At 60.1% G+C, this 14,311-nt stretch carries 14 protein-coding genes; 1 reads left to right on the top strand and 13 read right to left on the bottom strand.

The window, feature by feature from the left end; all coding sequences use genetic code 11:
• Positions 1–392: 392 nt before the first annotated feature.
• The 4 genes from ccoG to glmU form a co-directional block, all read right to left on the bottom strand.
• On the bottom strand, positions 393–1,826 hold the full coding sequence (gene ccoG, locus KUV81_RS19250; RefSeq protein ID WP_222545529.1) for a cytochrome c oxidase accessory protein CcoG: 1,434 nt from the start codon (positions 1,824–1,826) through the stop codon (positions 393–395).
• Between the two features lie 210 nt (positions 1,827–2,036).
• The gene (gene glmS / locus KUV81_RS19245) at positions 2,037–3,869 is read right to left on the bottom strand and encodes a glutamine--fructose-6-phosphate transaminase (isomerizing) (RefSeq protein ID WP_222545528.1); all 1,833 of its coding nucleotides are present in this window, start codon (positions 3,867–3,869) and stop codon (positions 2,037–2,039) included.
• A gap of 10 nt (positions 3,870–3,879) precedes the next feature.
• Positions 3,880–4,653 (bottom strand): DeoR/GlpR family DNA-binding transcription regulator, encoded by a 774-nt coding sequence (locus tag KUV81_RS19240; RefSeq protein ID WP_222545527.1) that lies wholly within the window; start codon positions 4,651–4,653, stop codon positions 3,880–3,882.
• A 115-nt stretch (positions 4,654–4,768) separates the two neighbouring features.
• Positions 4,769–6,121, bottom strand: coding sequence for a bifunctional UDP-N-acetylglucosamine diphosphorylase/glucosamine-1-phosphate N-acetyltransferase GlmU (glmU, locus tag KUV81_RS19235; RefSeq protein WP_222545526.1), 1,353 nt, complete (start codon positions 6,119–6,121; stop codon positions 4,769–4,771).
• An 80-nt stretch (positions 6,122–6,201) separates the two neighbouring features.
• On the opposite strand from glmU, the gene KUV81_RS19230 reads away from it, so the two are divergent.
• Positions 6,202–7,098 carry a DMT family transporter gene (locus KUV81_RS19230; RefSeq protein ID WP_222545525.1) on the top strand — a complete coding sequence of 299 codons (897 nt, stop codon included), beginning with the start codon at positions 6,202–6,204 and terminating at the stop codon, positions 7,096–7,098.
• Between the two features lie 41 nt (positions 7,099–7,139).
• Here the strand turns inward: KUV81_RS19230 and KUV81_RS19225 are convergent, their stop codons facing one another.
• From KUV81_RS19225 to KUV81_RS19185, 9 genes are all read right to left on the bottom strand, one after another.
• Complete coding sequence (locus tag KUV81_RS19225) at positions 7,140–7,565, bottom strand: F0F1 ATP synthase subunit epsilon (RefSeq protein ID WP_222545524.1); 426 nt, start codon at positions 7,563–7,565, stop codon at positions 7,140–7,142.
• An 18-nt stretch (positions 7,566–7,583) separates the two neighbouring features.
• Entirely contained in the window at positions 7,584–8,966 is a 1,383-nt protein-coding gene (gene atpD / locus KUV81_RS19220; RefSeq protein ID WP_222545523.1) for a F0F1 ATP synthase subunit beta, read from the bottom strand.
• 33 nt (positions 8,967–8,999) lie between these two features.
• Entirely contained in the window at positions 9,000–9,863 is an 864-nt protein-coding gene (gene atpG, locus KUV81_RS19215) for a F0F1 ATP synthase subunit gamma (protein ID WP_222545522.1), read from the bottom strand.
• Between the two features lie 20 nt (positions 9,864–9,883).
• On the bottom strand, positions 9,884–11,425 hold the full coding sequence (atpA, locus tag KUV81_RS19210; RefSeq protein WP_222545521.1) for a F0F1 ATP synthase subunit alpha: 1,542 nt from the start codon (positions 11,423–11,425) through the stop codon (positions 9,884–9,886).
• Between the two features lie 14 nt (positions 11,426–11,439).
• The gene (gene atpH / locus KUV81_RS19205) at positions 11,440–11,973 is read right to left on the bottom strand and encodes a F0F1 ATP synthase subunit delta (RefSeq protein ID WP_222545520.1); all 534 of its coding nucleotides are present in this window, start codon (positions 11,971–11,973) and stop codon (positions 11,440–11,442) included.
• A gap of 18 nt (positions 11,974–11,991) precedes the next feature.
• On the bottom strand, positions 11,992–12,462 hold the full coding sequence (gene atpF, locus KUV81_RS19200; protein ID WP_222545519.1) for a F0F1 ATP synthase subunit B: 471 nt from the start codon (positions 12,460–12,462) through the stop codon (positions 11,992–11,994).
• 76 nt (positions 12,463–12,538) lie between these two features.
• Positions 12,539–12,769, bottom strand: a complete 231-nt coding sequence (gene atpE / locus KUV81_RS19195) for a F0F1 ATP synthase subunit C (RefSeq protein ID WP_222545518.1) — start codon at positions 12,767–12,769, stop codon at positions 12,539–12,541.
• Between the two features lie 46 nt (positions 12,770–12,815).
• Positions 12,816–13,637: a F0F1 ATP synthase subunit A gene (gene atpB, locus KUV81_RS19190; protein WP_222545517.1), complete on the bottom strand. Its 822-nt coding sequence runs from the start codon at positions 13,635–13,637 to the stop codon at positions 12,816–12,818.
• A gap of 18 nt (positions 13,638–13,655) precedes the next feature.
• Positions 13,656–14,036, bottom strand: coding sequence for an ATP synthase subunit I (locus KUV81_RS19185; protein WP_222545516.1), 381 nt, complete (start codon positions 14,034–14,036; stop codon positions 13,656–13,658).
• Positions 14,037–14,311 lie beyond the last annotated feature (275 nt).

Here is a 14,311-nt window from a genome sequence, read left to right as displayed (position 1 = left end):
GACCTACTCAATGAATACTGAATTAACTTGGTGTCACTCAGTTAGCATTGAGATAAATGATGAAATCTCAATCCCGCGTGAGTGCCCACACAGATTGTCTGACTAATTGTTAAAGAGCGTTGCCTCTCTCAAGGCAGGAGGCGCATTCTACGCTTTCCTCCGTCGTCGTCAAGGGCCGTTTTGAACTTTCCCATTCGACTGTCGACATTTTAACCAGCACCCCTTGGGGCCCTCTGGCAGCGCAGCGCGTTGTTTCCCGCTGTGCCCCGTCGACAGGGAGCGCATTATAGGGAGGGGATTTTCTGTCGCAAGTGTTTTCTTAGAAAAAAAGCACGTTCGAGCAAATAACGCTCTCAACGTGCTTTTTTTCTACATATTGTCCAGAAAGCGGACTAGAGACCGCTGATGAAGCGCGACTCCTGGGTGCTGTTCAAACTGCCGTCCTGGCTGCTCAGGACAAAGGTGATGTCGGTCATCGCCTGTTTGAGGTGGAAGGGATCCACCGCCACGCTGACCGGCAGGGTAAAGACCTCGCCCGCCGCCACCGACACGGTTTGCTCACCGCTCCACTGGTACTCGGGCAACCCCTCCACCGCCAGGTTGAACACCTGGGGCTGCTCGGTCTTGTTAAGCAGGCGCAGGGTGTAGACGTTTTCCACCAGGCCATCCCGGGTTTCTCGGAACAGCTGGTTGCGATCCCTAAGGACGTCGATCTGTACCGGCGCCAAAGACATCAAGGTGACGATAAAGCCCGCCACCATCACCCCGAGTACGGCGCCATAGCCGAGCAGCTTGGGCCGAGCCACCTGGGAGTGCCCCCCATCGAGCTGGCGTTCGGTGGTGTAGCTGATCAGCCCCTTCTGGTAACCCATCTTGGCCATGACGTCGTCACAGGCATCGATGCAGGCACCGCAGTTGATGCACTCGTACTGCAACCCGTTGCGGATGTCGATGCCGGTGGGGCAGACCTGGACACAGAGGCTGCAGTCGATGCAGTCCCCCAGGCCCATCGCCTTGGGATCCTGTTTGCGCCCTCGGGGGCCGCGGGTTTCCCCCCGGTCGGTGTTGTAACCGACGATAAAGGTGTCGCTGTCGAACATGGCGGACTGGAAACGGGCGTAGGGGCACATGTGCAGGCACATGATCTCGCGCATCCAGCCGGCGTTGCCGTAGGTGCAGAGGGTAAAGAACAGAGTCCAGAAGTAGATCACCCCCGGTGCCTGGCCGGTGAAGAAGTCCAGGTAGAGCTCGCGGCTGGGGTAGAAGTAGGAGAGGAAGGTGAGGGCGGTGATCAGCGCGACCCCAAGCCAGGCACCGTGCTTGGCGCTCTTACGCCACAGCTTGTTGCCGTCCCAGGGGGCCTGGTCCAGCTTCATCCGCTTGTTGCGGGGCCCCTCAATCCTCTCCTCGAACCAGATGAAGATGAAGGTCCACACCGACTGGGGACACATGTACCCGCACCAGACCCGCCCCAGGAAGGTGGTGAAGAAGAACAGCGCAAAGGCGGCGATCATGAACAGCAGCGCCAGCAGGATGAGATCCTGGGGCCAGATGGTCAGGGCAAAGACGTGGAATTTGCGTTCGGCCAGATCGAACAGCACCGCTTGGCGCTCTCCCCAGGGCAACCAGGGCAGCAGCAGGAACAGCGCCATCATTACCCACCCCATGCGCCGGCGCAGCTGGGTCCAGATCCCGTCGGTCTTGCGCACGTAGATGCGGTTTCGGGGGTTGCCCCGATCCACCTTGCCCGGACGGGCCGGCTGGATCTGGATGGGCTTGGCCTCGGCAGAGTGTGGTTTGACGGCGTTCTCGTTGCGGTGGTCCATACGACGGCCTGCTCCTGACTTCGATGGGGCACACCCTAACAAGTTCGCAACACCAACAGGGTGACCTTGATCACGGATGATACTAAAAACCGGAGCTTGGCGGCGAGCTTTCCCCACTTAAAGACCCAGAGGCCGGCTGGTCGTCATACCGGCCCCTTCATCCAGGCAAAAAAAAGCGCTGCCGAAGCAGCGCTTATTACCCCCTTGGGATCATTCCACGGTAACCGACTTGGCCAGGTTGCGGGGCTGGTCCACATCGGTGCCCTTGATCAGCGCCACATAGTAGGAGAGCAGCTGCAGGGGCAGGGTGTAGATGATCGGGGCGATGAACTCGTCGCAGTGAGGCACGTTGATCACCTTCATGGTGTCGTCGCTTTCGAACTTGGCGTCCACGTCGGCAAAGACGTACATCAGGCCGCCCCGGGCGCGCACCTCTTCGACGTTGGAGTGCAGCTTCTCCAGCAGTTCGTTGTTGGGCGCCACCACGATCACCGGCATGTCGGCGTCGATCAGCGCCAGGGGGCCGTGCTTGAGCTCACCGGAGGCGTAGGCCTCGGCGTGGATATAGGAGATCTCCTTGAGCTTCAGCGCCCCCTCCATGGCGATGGGGTACTGATCGCCCCGGCCCAGGAACAGGGAGTGGTTCTTGTCGGCAAAGTCCTCCGCCAGTGCCTCGATGGCGTCGTTCAGGCCCAGGGCCTGCTCCACCTTGCTTGGCAGCTGCTGCAGGCTGGCCACCAGGGCGGCCACGGTTTCGTCGCTCATGCCGTTGTGGGTGCCGATGGCCCCGGTCAGCATCGCCAGGGCCGCCAGCTGCACGGTGAAGGCCTTGGTGGAGGCCACGCCGATCTCGGCACCGGCCTTCATCATGTAGGCCATGTCGGACTCACGCACCAAAGAGGAGCCCGGTACGTTGCAGATGGTCAGGCTGGCCATGTAACCCATCTCCTTGGCCAGGCGCAGGGCGGCCAGGGTATCGGCGGTTTCACCGGACTGGGAGATGGTGACGATCAGGCTGTTGGGGAAAACGTGGGACTTGCGGTAGCGGAACTCGGAGGCGATCTCCACGTTGCAGGAGACCCCGGCGTGCTGCTCCAGCCAGTAACGGGCCACCATGCCGGCGTGGTAGCTGGTACCACAGGCGATGATCTGCACGTGCTTGACCTGGGCCAGCAGCTCGGCGGCGTTGTCACCGAAGGCTTCCGGCACCACCTTGCCACCGGCCAGACGACCGTCCAGGGTGCGCTGCAAGGCCAGCGGCTGCTCGTAGATCTCCTTCATCATGTAGTGACGGAACTCGCCCTTGTCGCCGGCGTCGTGGCTGACCTCGGACTCCTTCACTTCCCGCTCAACCGGGTTGCCGTCGATGTCGAAGATGTTCACCTCACGACGGGTGATCTCCGCCACGTCCCCCTCTTCGAGGAAGGCAAAGCGGCGGGTGACCGGCAGCAGGGCCAGCTGATCGGACGCCACGAAGTGTTCGCCGACCCCGTAGCCCACCACCAGCGGGCTGCCGGAGCGGGCGACGATCATCCGCTCGGGCTGGGTGTTGTCGATCACTACGGTGCCGTAGGCGCCTTCCAGCTGCTTGACGGTGGCCTGAACCGCCGCCAGCAGGGTGTCATGGGCTTTGAGCTCATGGTGCACCAGGTGGCAGATCACCTCGGTGTCGGTATCGGAGGTGAAGGTGTAGCCTTCGCCCTTGAGGCGCTCACGCAGCTCGGCGTGGTTCTCGATGATGCCGTTGTGCACCACGGCGATGCGATCGGAGGAGAGGTGCGGGTGGGCGTTGCGCTCGGAGGGCTCGCCGTGGGTGGCCCAACGGGTGTGGGCAATGCCGGTGCCACCGGCCAGAGGCGTTTGTGCCAGGGCATCGGCCAGGGCCTGCACCTTGCCCAGCCGACGCAGTCGACCCAGCTGGCCTTCACCATCCAGGATGGCCACCCCGGCGGAGTCGTAACCCCGGTACTCCAGGCGCTTAAGCCCCTCTACCAAGATCTCCGCCACGTCTCGTTGCGCTACCGCGCCCACAATCCCACACATTGTCTCTCTCCTAGTCTTGTACGGCGGCGCAGATCACCTGCACCCCCTGTAATTCAATCTGGTGTTTGGCCTCGTCATCGAGGCGGTCGTCGGTGATAAGCCGGGTCACCTTGTCCCAGGGCAGCTCCAGGTTGGGGATCCGCCGCCCCACCTTGTCGGACTCCACCATGACGTTCACCTCCCGGGCCACCTCGGCCATCACTCTGGAGAGTCCGAACAGCTCGTTGAAGGTGGTGGTGCCCCGGGTCACATCGATGCCGTCGGCTCCGATAAACAGCTGGTCGAAATCGTAGGAGCGCAGCACCTGCTCCGCCACCTGGCCCTGGAAGGACTCGGAGTGGGGATCCCAGGTGCCCCCGGTCATCAGCAGGGTGGGCTCGTTCTCCAGCTCCCGCAGCGCGTTGGCGCTGTTCAGGGAGTTGGTCATCACCACCAAACCACGCTTTTGCCCCAGCTCACCGATAAGCGCCGCGGTGGTGCGGCCGCTGTCGATGACGATGCGCTGGTGATCGCGGATCTGCCGGGCCGCCGCTCGCCCGATGGCCGCCTTGAAGCGGGAGGGGCTGTGGATGGGGTCGTCCTGCAGGATCTCCGTCGGCATCAGCACGGCACCACCGTAGCGGCGCAACAGCATGCCCCCGGCCTCTAGGGTGGCCAAGTCCTTGCGGATGGTCACCTCGGAGGTGGCCAGTTCCCGGGAGAGGGCATCGACGCTCACCTCCCCCTGTTCGGAGAGTAGGGTCATGATGCGGTGGCGGCGCTGCTGGGTATTACGTTTCGACATGCCAAGCAAAAGTTTCGATTCGAAAGATGAGTAGTATAAAAACAAAATCAATCGGTGCAAGTCGGAACCAAAAAAAGCGGCCCTAGGGCCGCTTTTTGCGTTCGAAACCGCTGGCTCAGCGCTGTTTCTTGGGACGCTGCCAACCGCTGATGTGCTTCTGCTTGGTGCGGGTCAGCACCAGCTCGCCTTCGCCCACGTCCTTGGTGATGGTGGAGCCGGCGGCGATGGTGGCGCCCTTGGCGATACGCACCGGGGCCACCAGTTGGCTGTCGGAGCCGACAAACACCTCGTCCTCGATCACCGTCAGGTGCTTGTTGGCGCCATCGTAGTTGCAGGTGATGGTGCCGGCGCCAATGTTGACCTTGTCGCCCACCTCGGCATCGCCGATGTAGGCCAGGTGGTTGGCCTTTGAGCCTTTGCCCAGGCGCGCCTTTTTCATCTCCACAAAGTTGCCGATGTGGCTGTCCTCGACCAGCTCGGCCCCCGGACGCAGGCGGGCAAAGGGCCCGGCGGTGCAGATCTCACCCACGGTGGCGCCTTCGACGATGGTGTAGGGCTTGATGACGCTGCCCTTGCCGATGTGGCAATCCTTGAGCAGGCAACCGGCGCCGATCACCACGTCGTCCTCAATGGTGACCTTGCCTTCGACCACCACGTTGACGTCGATGGTGATGTCGTTGCCGCTGGTCAGGGTGCCCCGCAGGTCAAAGCGGGCCGGATCGATCAGGGTGACGCCACTGAGCATCAACAGCTCCGCCGCCCGGGCCTGGTAGGCGCGCTCCAGCGCCGCCAGTTGCAGCCGGTTGTTGGCGCCTTCCACTTCGATGGCGCTGTCCGGGTGGGCGGTTTCCACCCCGCCTTCGGCCGCGGCCATGGCGATCACATCGGTCAGGTAGTACTCGCCCTGGGCGTTGTCGTTGGACAGGCTGCTCAGCCAGCGCTTCAGCGCCTTCCCTGGGGCCACCAGGATGCCGGTGTTCACCTCGGTGATGGCCAGCTGTTCTTCGGTGGCGTCCTTCTGCTCCACAATGGCCTTCACCACGCCCTGCTCACGGACGATGCGGCCGTAGCCGGTGGGGTTGTCCAGGGTGACGGTCAGCAGGCCAATGCCCTCCTGGGGCTGGACTGACAGCAAGCGCTCCAGGGTCTGGGTCTGGATCAGCGGCACATCGCCGTAGAGCACCAGCACCGTGCTGTCGTCGTCCCAGCGGGCCATGTCCACCGCGTGTCCGGTGCCCAGCTGTTCGGCCTGCAGGGCCCATTCGACGTTGTTTTGGCCCAGGGCCGCCTTGAGCTGATCGGCACCGTGGCCGTAAACCAGGTGGGTGCGATGGGGGGCCAGGGGGGCGGCAGCATCGATGGCGTGTTGAACCATGGGTTTGCCGGCCACCGGGTGCAGGACCTTGGGCAGCTTGGACTTCATCCGGGTGCCCATCCCTGCGGCAAGGATGACGACTTCCAACTTCATCTTCTGGGGTCTCTTTGGCTTGAACAAAGGGCACATTATACGCACAGTAATCCAGAAGATAACCGTTCATTGGGAGGAACATGGGGCCACACTCATCCGCCACCAAAGCCCACCTGGCCCTGTTGCTGTATGCCTTCCTGATCAGCACCTCCTTTCCCCTGGCGAGCTTTCTCGGTGCCCACTACTCGCCGCTGCTGACCACCTTGCTGCGTTTTGCCATCGCCGCCCTGGGCTTTGGCCTGTTGCTGGCCCAACGCGGTCGGCTCCGCTGGCCCGGCTGGGCGCGGGTGGGGCGCTTTGCGCTTATTAGCCTGCCCCTGACCGGCTTTTTCCTGCTGATGTTCATCGCCGGGCAGAGCGCCACGGCCCTGGCCATGGGCAGTCTCTCCACTTTGGTGCCCCTGTTCAGCTGCCTGCTGGCCTGGTTGTGGCTGGGGCAGCGGCCGCACGCGGTGCGAGTCGGTGCCCTGGTCCTCGGCGCCCTGGGGGCCCTGTGGGTACTGACCGGAGGCCAGCCTGATCGCTTGATGACGGGGGGGTGGCCGACCGGCAACACGGTGTTCCTGCTGGCGTGCCTGTTGATGGGGATCTACCCCCTGGTGCTGAAACGGCTGCACCGGGGTGAGCCCATGCTGGAGGTGACCGGCTGGTCGCTTATCACCGGCACCGGGTGGCTGCTGATCGCCACGGTGCTGTGGCAACCAGAGCTGCAATGGCCGGACGGGGCGCAACTGTCGGCCATCCTCTGGCTGGCCACCGCCACCACCATGGTCACCTTCTTCCTGTTCCAAAGTGCCAGCCTGGTGGTGGGGGCCAGCAGCGCCAACGCCTACAGCCTCTTGACGCCAGGGTTCGTGCTTCTGCTCGCCTGGCCGCTGGGCAGTGCGCTGCCGGGGTGGCAGGTGCTGCCCGGGGTGGGGCTGACCGCCCTGGCCCTGGTGGCACTGTTGAGACTGGACCGCCGCGAACAGGCATAAAAAAAGCGCCGCAGAAGCGGCGCTTTTTGCCTTGGGCGTGTTTACTTACCCAGGTTCTTGCGGATGGTGTCGACCACGCGCAGCTGAGCCAGGGCTTTCGCCAGCTCAATCTGGGCCGCGTCGTAGTCGAAGTCCACACCGGCGTTGGCGATGCGCTCTTCCGCGTTGCGCTTGGCTTCGCGGGCCGCTTCCACGTCGATGTCTTCCGCCCGTACGGCCACGTCGGCCAATACGGTCACGCAATCGGGCTGCACTTCGAGGATCCCACCGGACAGGTAGATCACCTCAACGTCGCCGTGTTGCTTAACGATTCGAACCATACCGGGCTTGATGGCAGTCAGCAGCGGCACGTGGCCGGGCAAAATGCCCAGCTCACCCTCGGAACCGGTGACTTGCAGGGTTTCCACAAGGCCGGAGAAGAGGCGCTTTTCTGCGCTGACGACATCCAAGTGAACAGTCATTGCCATCTCATCCTCCCGGATTGATTAAACGTTTTTGCCTTTCTCGATGGCTTCGTCGATGGAACCGACCATGTAGAAGGCCTGCTCCGGCAGGTGATCGTACTCACCGGCCAGGATGCCTTTAAAGCCACGGATGGTTTCCTTCAGCGGAACGTACTTACCGGGGGCACCGGTGAACACTTCCGCAACGAAGAACGGCTGAGACAGGAAACGCTCGATCTTACGGGCGCGGGCTACGGTCTGCTTGTCCTCTTCGGACAGTTCGTCCATACCCAGGATGGCAATGATGTCCTTCAGCTCTTTGTAGCGCTGCAGTACGGACTGCACGCCACGAGCCACATCATAGTGCTCCTGACCGATGACCAGGGGATCCAGCTGACGAGAGGTGGAATCCAGCGGGTCGATCGCCGGGTAGATACCGCGAGCGGCGATGTCACGGCTCAGTACCACGGTCGCATCCAAGTGGGCGAAGGTGGTGGCCGGAGACGGGTCAGTCAAGTCATCCGCGGGAACGTAAACGGCCTGTACGGAGGTGATGGAGCCGGTCTTGGTAGAAGCGATACGCTCCTGCAGAACGCCCATCTCTTCCGCCAGGGTCGGCTGGTAACCTACTGCGGAGGGCATACGGCCCAGCAGTGCGGATACTTCAGTACCGGCCAGGGTGTAACGGTAGATGTTGTCCACGAACAACAGTACGTCACGACCTTCGTCACGGAACTTCTCAGCCATGGTCAGACCGGTCAGGGCCACGCGCAGACGGTTACCCGGCGGCTCGTTCATCTGACCGTATACCAGAGATACTTTGTCCAGTACGTTGGACTCTTTCATCTCGTGGTAGAAGTCGTTACCTTCACGGGTCCGCTCGCCCACACCGGCGAATACGGAGTAGCCGGAGTGCTCGATGGCGATGTTCCGGATAAGCTCCATCATGTTAACGGTCTTACCCACACCCGCGCCGCCGAACAGACCAACTTTACCGCCCTTGGCGAACGGACAAACCAGGTCAATTACCTTAACGCCGGTTTCCAGCAGCTCAGTGGCGCTGGATTGGTCTTCGTAGCTCGGAGCCTCGCGGTGGATGGACCAACGCTCTTCTTCACCGATATCACCGGCTTCGTCGATGGGCTCACCCAGCACGTTCATGATGCGACCCAGGGTCGCAGTGCCCACCGGCACCTGGATGGTGTTACCGGTGTTGATTGCTTCCAGGCCGCGACGCAGACCTTCGGACGCACCCATTGCGATGGTACGGACTACGCCGCCGCCCAGCTGCTGCTGAACTTCCAGCACCAGGCTGGCACCATCATTGGATACGGTCAGGGCGTCATAGACCTGAGGAACGGCGTCTTGCGGGAATTCCACATCGACTACCGCCCCGATCACCTGAACAACAGTACCTGTGCTCATGATTAATCCTCTGATTCTGTCTTAACCGTTGCCTTAAACCGCTGCGGCACCGGCACAAATCTCGCTAAGCTCCTGAGTAATGGCAGCCTGACGAGCCTTGTTGTATACCAGTTGCAGATCGTCGATCAGGTTACCCGCGTTGTCGGTTGCGGCTTTCATCGCAACCATTCGGGCGGCCTGCTCAGACGCGACGTTTTCCACCACACCCTGATACACCACGGACTCCACGTAGCGAACCAGCAGCTTGTCCAGCATCGGCTGGGGCTCTCCGGGCTCGTACAGGTAGTCCCAGGTATGGGGCTTTTCGGGCGCGTCCATCTTGGGCAACGGCAACAGTTGATCGATCACCGGATCCTGTTTCATGGTGTTCACGAACTGGTTGTACACCAGATACAGGCGATCCAGCTTGCCCTCATCGAAGGCATCCAGCATCACTTTCACGGAACCGATCAGGTCGGTCAGGCTCGGCTCATCGCCGAGACCGGACACCTGAGCGGTGACTTTCCCGCCAAAGGTTTGGAAGAACTGGGCGCCCTTGGAACCAACGGCAGCGAACTGCACCTTGGCCCCTTTGGCTTCCCAGTCTTTGGCGGACAACATCACCTGCTTGAACAGGTTGACGTTGAGACCGCCACAGAGGCCACGGTCGGTGGACACGACAACGTAGCCCACGTTCTTGACCTCACGATCTTCCAAGTAAGGATGCTTGTACTCGAGAGAGCCCTGCGCGATGTGACCGATCACCTTACGCATGCTATCGGCGTAGGGACGGCTGGCGTTCATGCGCTCTTGCGCACGACGCATCTTGGATGCGGCCACCATCTCCATCGCAGAAGTGATCTTCTGAGTGTTTTTCACACTCGCGATCTTGGTACGGATCTCTTTAGCGCCGGCCATCTCTTACTCTCCTTGACCTGTTACCAGGTTTGGGTGGCAACGAACTTATCCAGAGCCGCCTGCATCTGACCTTCGATGTCACCGTTGTAGTCACCGGTCTCGTTGATCAGCTTCATCAGCTCAGCGTGTTCGCTGTTCATGTAGGAGAGCAGAGCGGCCTCGAAGTCACCGATCTTGGCCACTTCGATGGACTTCAGGAAGCCCTTCTCGGCGGAGAAGATGGAGACAGCCTGGTCGGCCACGCTCATCGGGGCGTACTGCTTCTGCTTCATCAGCTCGGTTACGCGCTCACCGTGCTCCAGCTGGGCGCGGGTGGCGTCATCGAGGTCAGAAGAGAACTGGGCGAAGGCCGCCAGTTCGCGGTACTGAGCCAGGGCGGTACGGATACCACCGGACAGCTTCTTGATGATCTTGGTCTGGGCCGCACCACCGACTCGGGATACGGAGATACCGGGGTTTACCGCAGGACGCAGGCCGGCGTTAAACAGGTCGGTTTCCAGGAAGATCTGACCGTCGGTAATGGAGATTACGTTGGTCGGTACGAAAGCAGATACGTCACCGGCTTGGGTTTCGATGATCGGCAGGGCGGTCAGAGAACCGGTCTGGCCTTTCACTTCACCCTTGGTGAACTTCTCCACGTAGTCCGCGTTCACACGGGAGGCACGCTCCAGCAGGCGGGAGTGGAGGTAGAATACGTCACCGGGGAAAGCTTCACGGCCCGGCGGGCGACGCAGCAGCAGGGAGATCTGACGGTAGGCAACGGCCTGCTTGGACAGGTCATCGTACACGATCAGAGCGTCTTCACCGCGGTCACGGAAGTACTCACCCATGGTGCAACCAGAGTAGGGCGCCAGGTACTGCAGGGCAGCCGCTTCAGAAGCGGAGGCCACCACCACGATGGTGTTCTGCAGGGCACCGTGCTCTTCCAGCTTGCGTACCACGTTGGCGATGGTGGAGGCCTTCTGGCCAATCGCTACGTAGACACACTTAATGCCGGAGTCACGCTGGTTGATGATGGCGTCGATGGCCATCGCGGTCTTACCGGTCTGACGGTCGCCAATGACCAACTCACGCTGACCACGACCGATCGGGATCATGGAGTCAACGGACTTGTAGCCGGTCTGTACCGGCTGGGCAACGCCTTCACGGTCAATTACGCCCGGAGCGATCACTTCGATAGGAGCGAAGCCATCGTTGTCGATGGGGCCCTTACCGTCGATCGCTTCACCCAGGGTGTTGACCACACGGCCCAGCAGGCCACGGCCAACCGGAACTTCCAGAATACGGCCGGTGGATTTAACTTTTACGCCTTCCGCCAGGTCGGCGTAAGGACCCATCACAACGGCACCTACGGAGTCGCGCTCCAGGTTCAGTGCGATGGCGTAACGGTTGCCAGGCAGCTCGATCATCTCGCCCTGCATCACATCGGCCAGGCCGTGGATGCGGACAATACCGTCGCTTACAGAAACGATGGTACCTTCATTGCGAGCTTCGCTGACAACATTGAACTGCTCAATACGGTTCTTGATCAGTTCGCTGATTTCAGTGGAATTCAGTTGCATGCTCACATCCCCAATTAGGATTGCAGCGTATCGGACAAGCGGCTGAGCTTGCCGCGTACCGATCCGTCGATAACCAGATCACCGGCGGTGATGATCACCCCGGCGATCAGGTCCGGATTGACGCTGCAGTTCAGCTTCACTTTACGTGCCAAACGTTGTTCCAGCGACGCTGCGATTTTGGCTTGTTGCTCGGCATCCAGTTCGGTGGCGGATTGCACATCCGCGGTCACCTCTTTCTGCCACTCTTCGCGCAGTTGCGCGAATTGTTGAGCAACGGCCGGCAGCGCGACCAGGCGTCCATTTTCTGCCATCACCTTGATCAGGTTCTGGCCATGCTCGTCGATCTGCTCGCCACCGATCTGGATAAAGATCTGGGCCAGCTGGTCGGCGTTAACCTGACCGGACAGCAGATTCGCCACGGTGTCATTTACCGTGACTTCGGCCAAGAAGGCCAGCATCTCTGCCCAGTGGTCAACCGCCTGCTTTTCGACAGCAAACTCGAAAGCGGCTTTGGCGTAAGGGCGAGCAACGGTGGTCAGTTCAGACATTTAGCCCTCTCCCTTTGCTTACAGCTCCGCAGCCAGCTTTTCGACAATGTCACTGTGCGCGTCGGCATCAATGGAACGCTGAAGGATCTTCTCGGCGCCCGCGACGGCCAGAGTGGCCACCTGTGCACGCAGTTGATCCCGAGCGCGGTTACGTTCGGCTTCGATTTCAGCTTCGCCTTGCGCGATGATCTTGGCGCGGACCGCCTCGGCTTCCGCCTTGGCTTCTTCCACGATTTGAGCGCCACGCTTGTTGGCTTGCTCAATGATCTCGGCCGCTTGCTGCTTGCCTTCCTTGATCTGGTCAGTCGCTTTCTGCTGAGCCAGATCCAGGTCCTTGCTAGCGCGTTCGGCGCTGGCCAGGCCGTCAGCAATCTTCTTCTGGCGCTCTTCGATGGCTGCCATCAGCGGCGGCCATACGTACTTCATGCAGAACCAGACGAAAATGATGAAGGCGATGGCCTGACCGATAAGGGTCGCGTTGATATTCACAACGGCATCTCCTCTCTAATCCAAAGCAAGTTTCGCTCTAGGCGAAACCCTTGATTGCTATTGCGGATCGGGGGCCTTACGCGAACAGCATGTACATGGAGATACCAACACCGATCATCGGTACGGCATCCAACAGACCAGCGACGATGAACATCTTGGTCTGCAGAGCAGGGGCCATCTCAGGCTGGCGAGCGGTTGCTTCCAGGAATTTGCCGCCCAGCAGGGCGAAACCAATAGCGGTGCCCAGGGCACAGAAACTCAGCAGTACAGCAACAGCGATGTAGGTCAGTTCCATGATTGTCTCCAAAATAAGCTTGAACTAACGATTAAAACTTTTTTTTCTTGCCAGATTCTTAATGGTCTTCGCTGGCCATGCTGAGATACACGATCGTCAGCATCATGAAGATGAAGGCCTGCAATACGATGACCAGGATGTGGAAGATCGCCCACAGGATGTGTAGAACCACACCCAGAGAACCGATCACCATGCCGCTGGCATAAAGAATGGCGATAAGAATAAAGATCAACTCACCGGCATACAGGTTACCGAACAGACGAAGCGACAGAGAGATCGGCTTCGCCAGCAGGGTGACTGTTTCCAGTACGAAGTTGAACGGAATCATTACCGGGTGGTTGAACGGGTGGAGTGTCAACTCCTTCACAAAGCCCTTCACCCCCTTCACCTTGATGCTGTAACCAATCATCAAGAAGAACACGCCCAGAGCCATCGCCAGGGTGATGTTCAAGTCGGTCGTCGGAACGATCTTGAAGTACTCAACACCGGAGAGGTAAGCGGCATGGGGGATAAAGTCCACGGGCACCAGATCCATCAGGTTCATCAGGAAAACCCAGACGAAGATGGTCAGCGCCAGCGGGGCGATGAGCTTGCTGCGGCCATGGAAGGTATCCTTCACCGTGCTATCTACCCATTCCACCATCATCTCGACAAAGCACTGAAGCTTGCCGGGAACTCCGGTGGTGGCGCGGGCACCTACACGGTAAAACAGCCACAAGAAGAGGACACCGAGACCAACCGAGAACAGTAATGAATCAAAATGCCAGGTCCAGAAACCAGCATCTGCACACTCGCCCATCCAGCCGATACCGTCTTCGGTAGAGCAGACTCGGGCGTTAGTGAGATGGTGGCGGATATATTCCTGCGGAGTGTCTGCCATTGTTCATCCCAATTGTTTTTATTTGAAAAACAAAGGTGCTGCCCAATGTGCCATCTGCGCCCCGATGTAGCCGACAAACAGAGCGCTCGGGGCGACAAGGTCAGTCGTGGCCAGCACGTAGGCGAACAGCACCATGGTTAGCATCAGTTTGATCGTCACGCCGAGGTAAAACAGGCCCAGAGCGGAAGCAGCGTCCCTGGCTCTGACCTTGTAAAACGCCAACGTGGCGAACACGAACCCGGGAATGACAGCGATTGAGCCGCCTTTGGCGATCATCAATGCCAGCTCTCGTCCCCAGATCAGGAAGCCCAGTCCACTGATTAGCAACGTGGTTCCCAGCTGTGCGAGTACTACTTTGTAGGCCGCACTCCGTCGCTGGCGAGCCAATTGGCTAATCAATGATTCAAGCTCCGCTGAGTTTTTATGGAAAAAAATCGGCGTTAGCCGACCTTCACCTTAAAAGCCTGCGAAAGTATACCGGGTTGGGGGTCGGATGCAACTTAACCGACGTGGCCTGACTGTGATCCGTGGCACGCCAGTGAGACATAATTCGACCTGGATATCACACCAAAACGCGGGCGTATGAATTGGTCGGCAGAAATGTCGATAAAGTTTCGAAAACTGAGGGGTTTTAACCAGGAGAGCGCAAAAAATCAACGCGCTCTCCCGGGGAA

This window comes from Ferrimonas balearica (genome assembly GCF_019802085.1).
Lineage (GTDB): Bacteria > Pseudomonadota > Gammaproteobacteria > Enterobacterales > Shewanellaceae > Ferrimonas > Ferrimonas balearica_B.
This window is presented reverse-complemented; position numbering and strand designations above follow the sequence as displayed.

What these genes read in the sequence shown, in the direction of transcription:
- atpA (WP_222545521.1), bottom strand. Translation starts at nt 11,425, where the DNA reads ATGCAACTGAATTCCACTGAAATCAGCGAACTGATCAAGAACCGTATT.
- KUV81_RS19225 (WP_222545524.1), bottom strand. Translation starts at nt 7,565, where the DNA reads ATGGCAATGACTGTTCACTTGGATGTCGTCAGCGCAGAAAAGCGCCTC.
- ccoG (WP_222545529.1), bottom strand. Translation starts at nt 1,826, where the DNA reads ATGGACCACCGCAACGAGAACGCCGTCAAACCACACTCTGCCGAGGCC.
- atpD (WP_222545523.1), bottom strand. Translation starts at nt 8,966, where the DNA reads ATGAGCACAGGTACTGTTGTTCAGGTGATCGGGGCGGTAGTCGATGTG.
- atpG (WP_222545522.1), bottom strand. Translation starts at nt 9,863, where the DNA reads ATGGCCGGCGCTAAAGAGATCCGTACCAAGATCGCGAGTGTGAAAAAC.
- glmS (WP_222545528.1), bottom strand. Translation starts at nt 3,869, where the DNA reads ATGTGTGGGATTGTGGGCGCGGTAGCGCAACGAGACGTGGCGGAGATC.
- atpB (WP_222545517.1), bottom strand. Translation starts at nt 13,637, where the DNA reads ATGGCAGACACTCCGCAGGAATATATCCGCCACCATCTCACTAACGCC.
- KUV81_RS19230 (WP_222545525.1), top strand. Translation starts at nt 6,202, where the DNA reads ATGGGGCCACACTCATCCGCCACCAAAGCCCACCTGGCCCTGTTGCTG.
- glmU (WP_222545526.1), bottom strand. Translation starts at nt 6,121, where the DNA reads ATGAAGTTGGAAGTCGTCATCCTTGCCGCAGGGATGGGCACCCGGATG.
- atpH (WP_222545520.1), bottom strand. Translation starts at nt 11,973, where the DNA reads ATGTCTGAACTGACCACCGTTGCTCGCCCTTACGCCAAAGCCGCTTTC.
- KUV81_RS19240 (WP_222545527.1), bottom strand. Translation starts at nt 4,653, where the DNA reads ATGTCGAAACGTAATACCCAGCAGCGCCGCCACCGCATCATGACCCTA.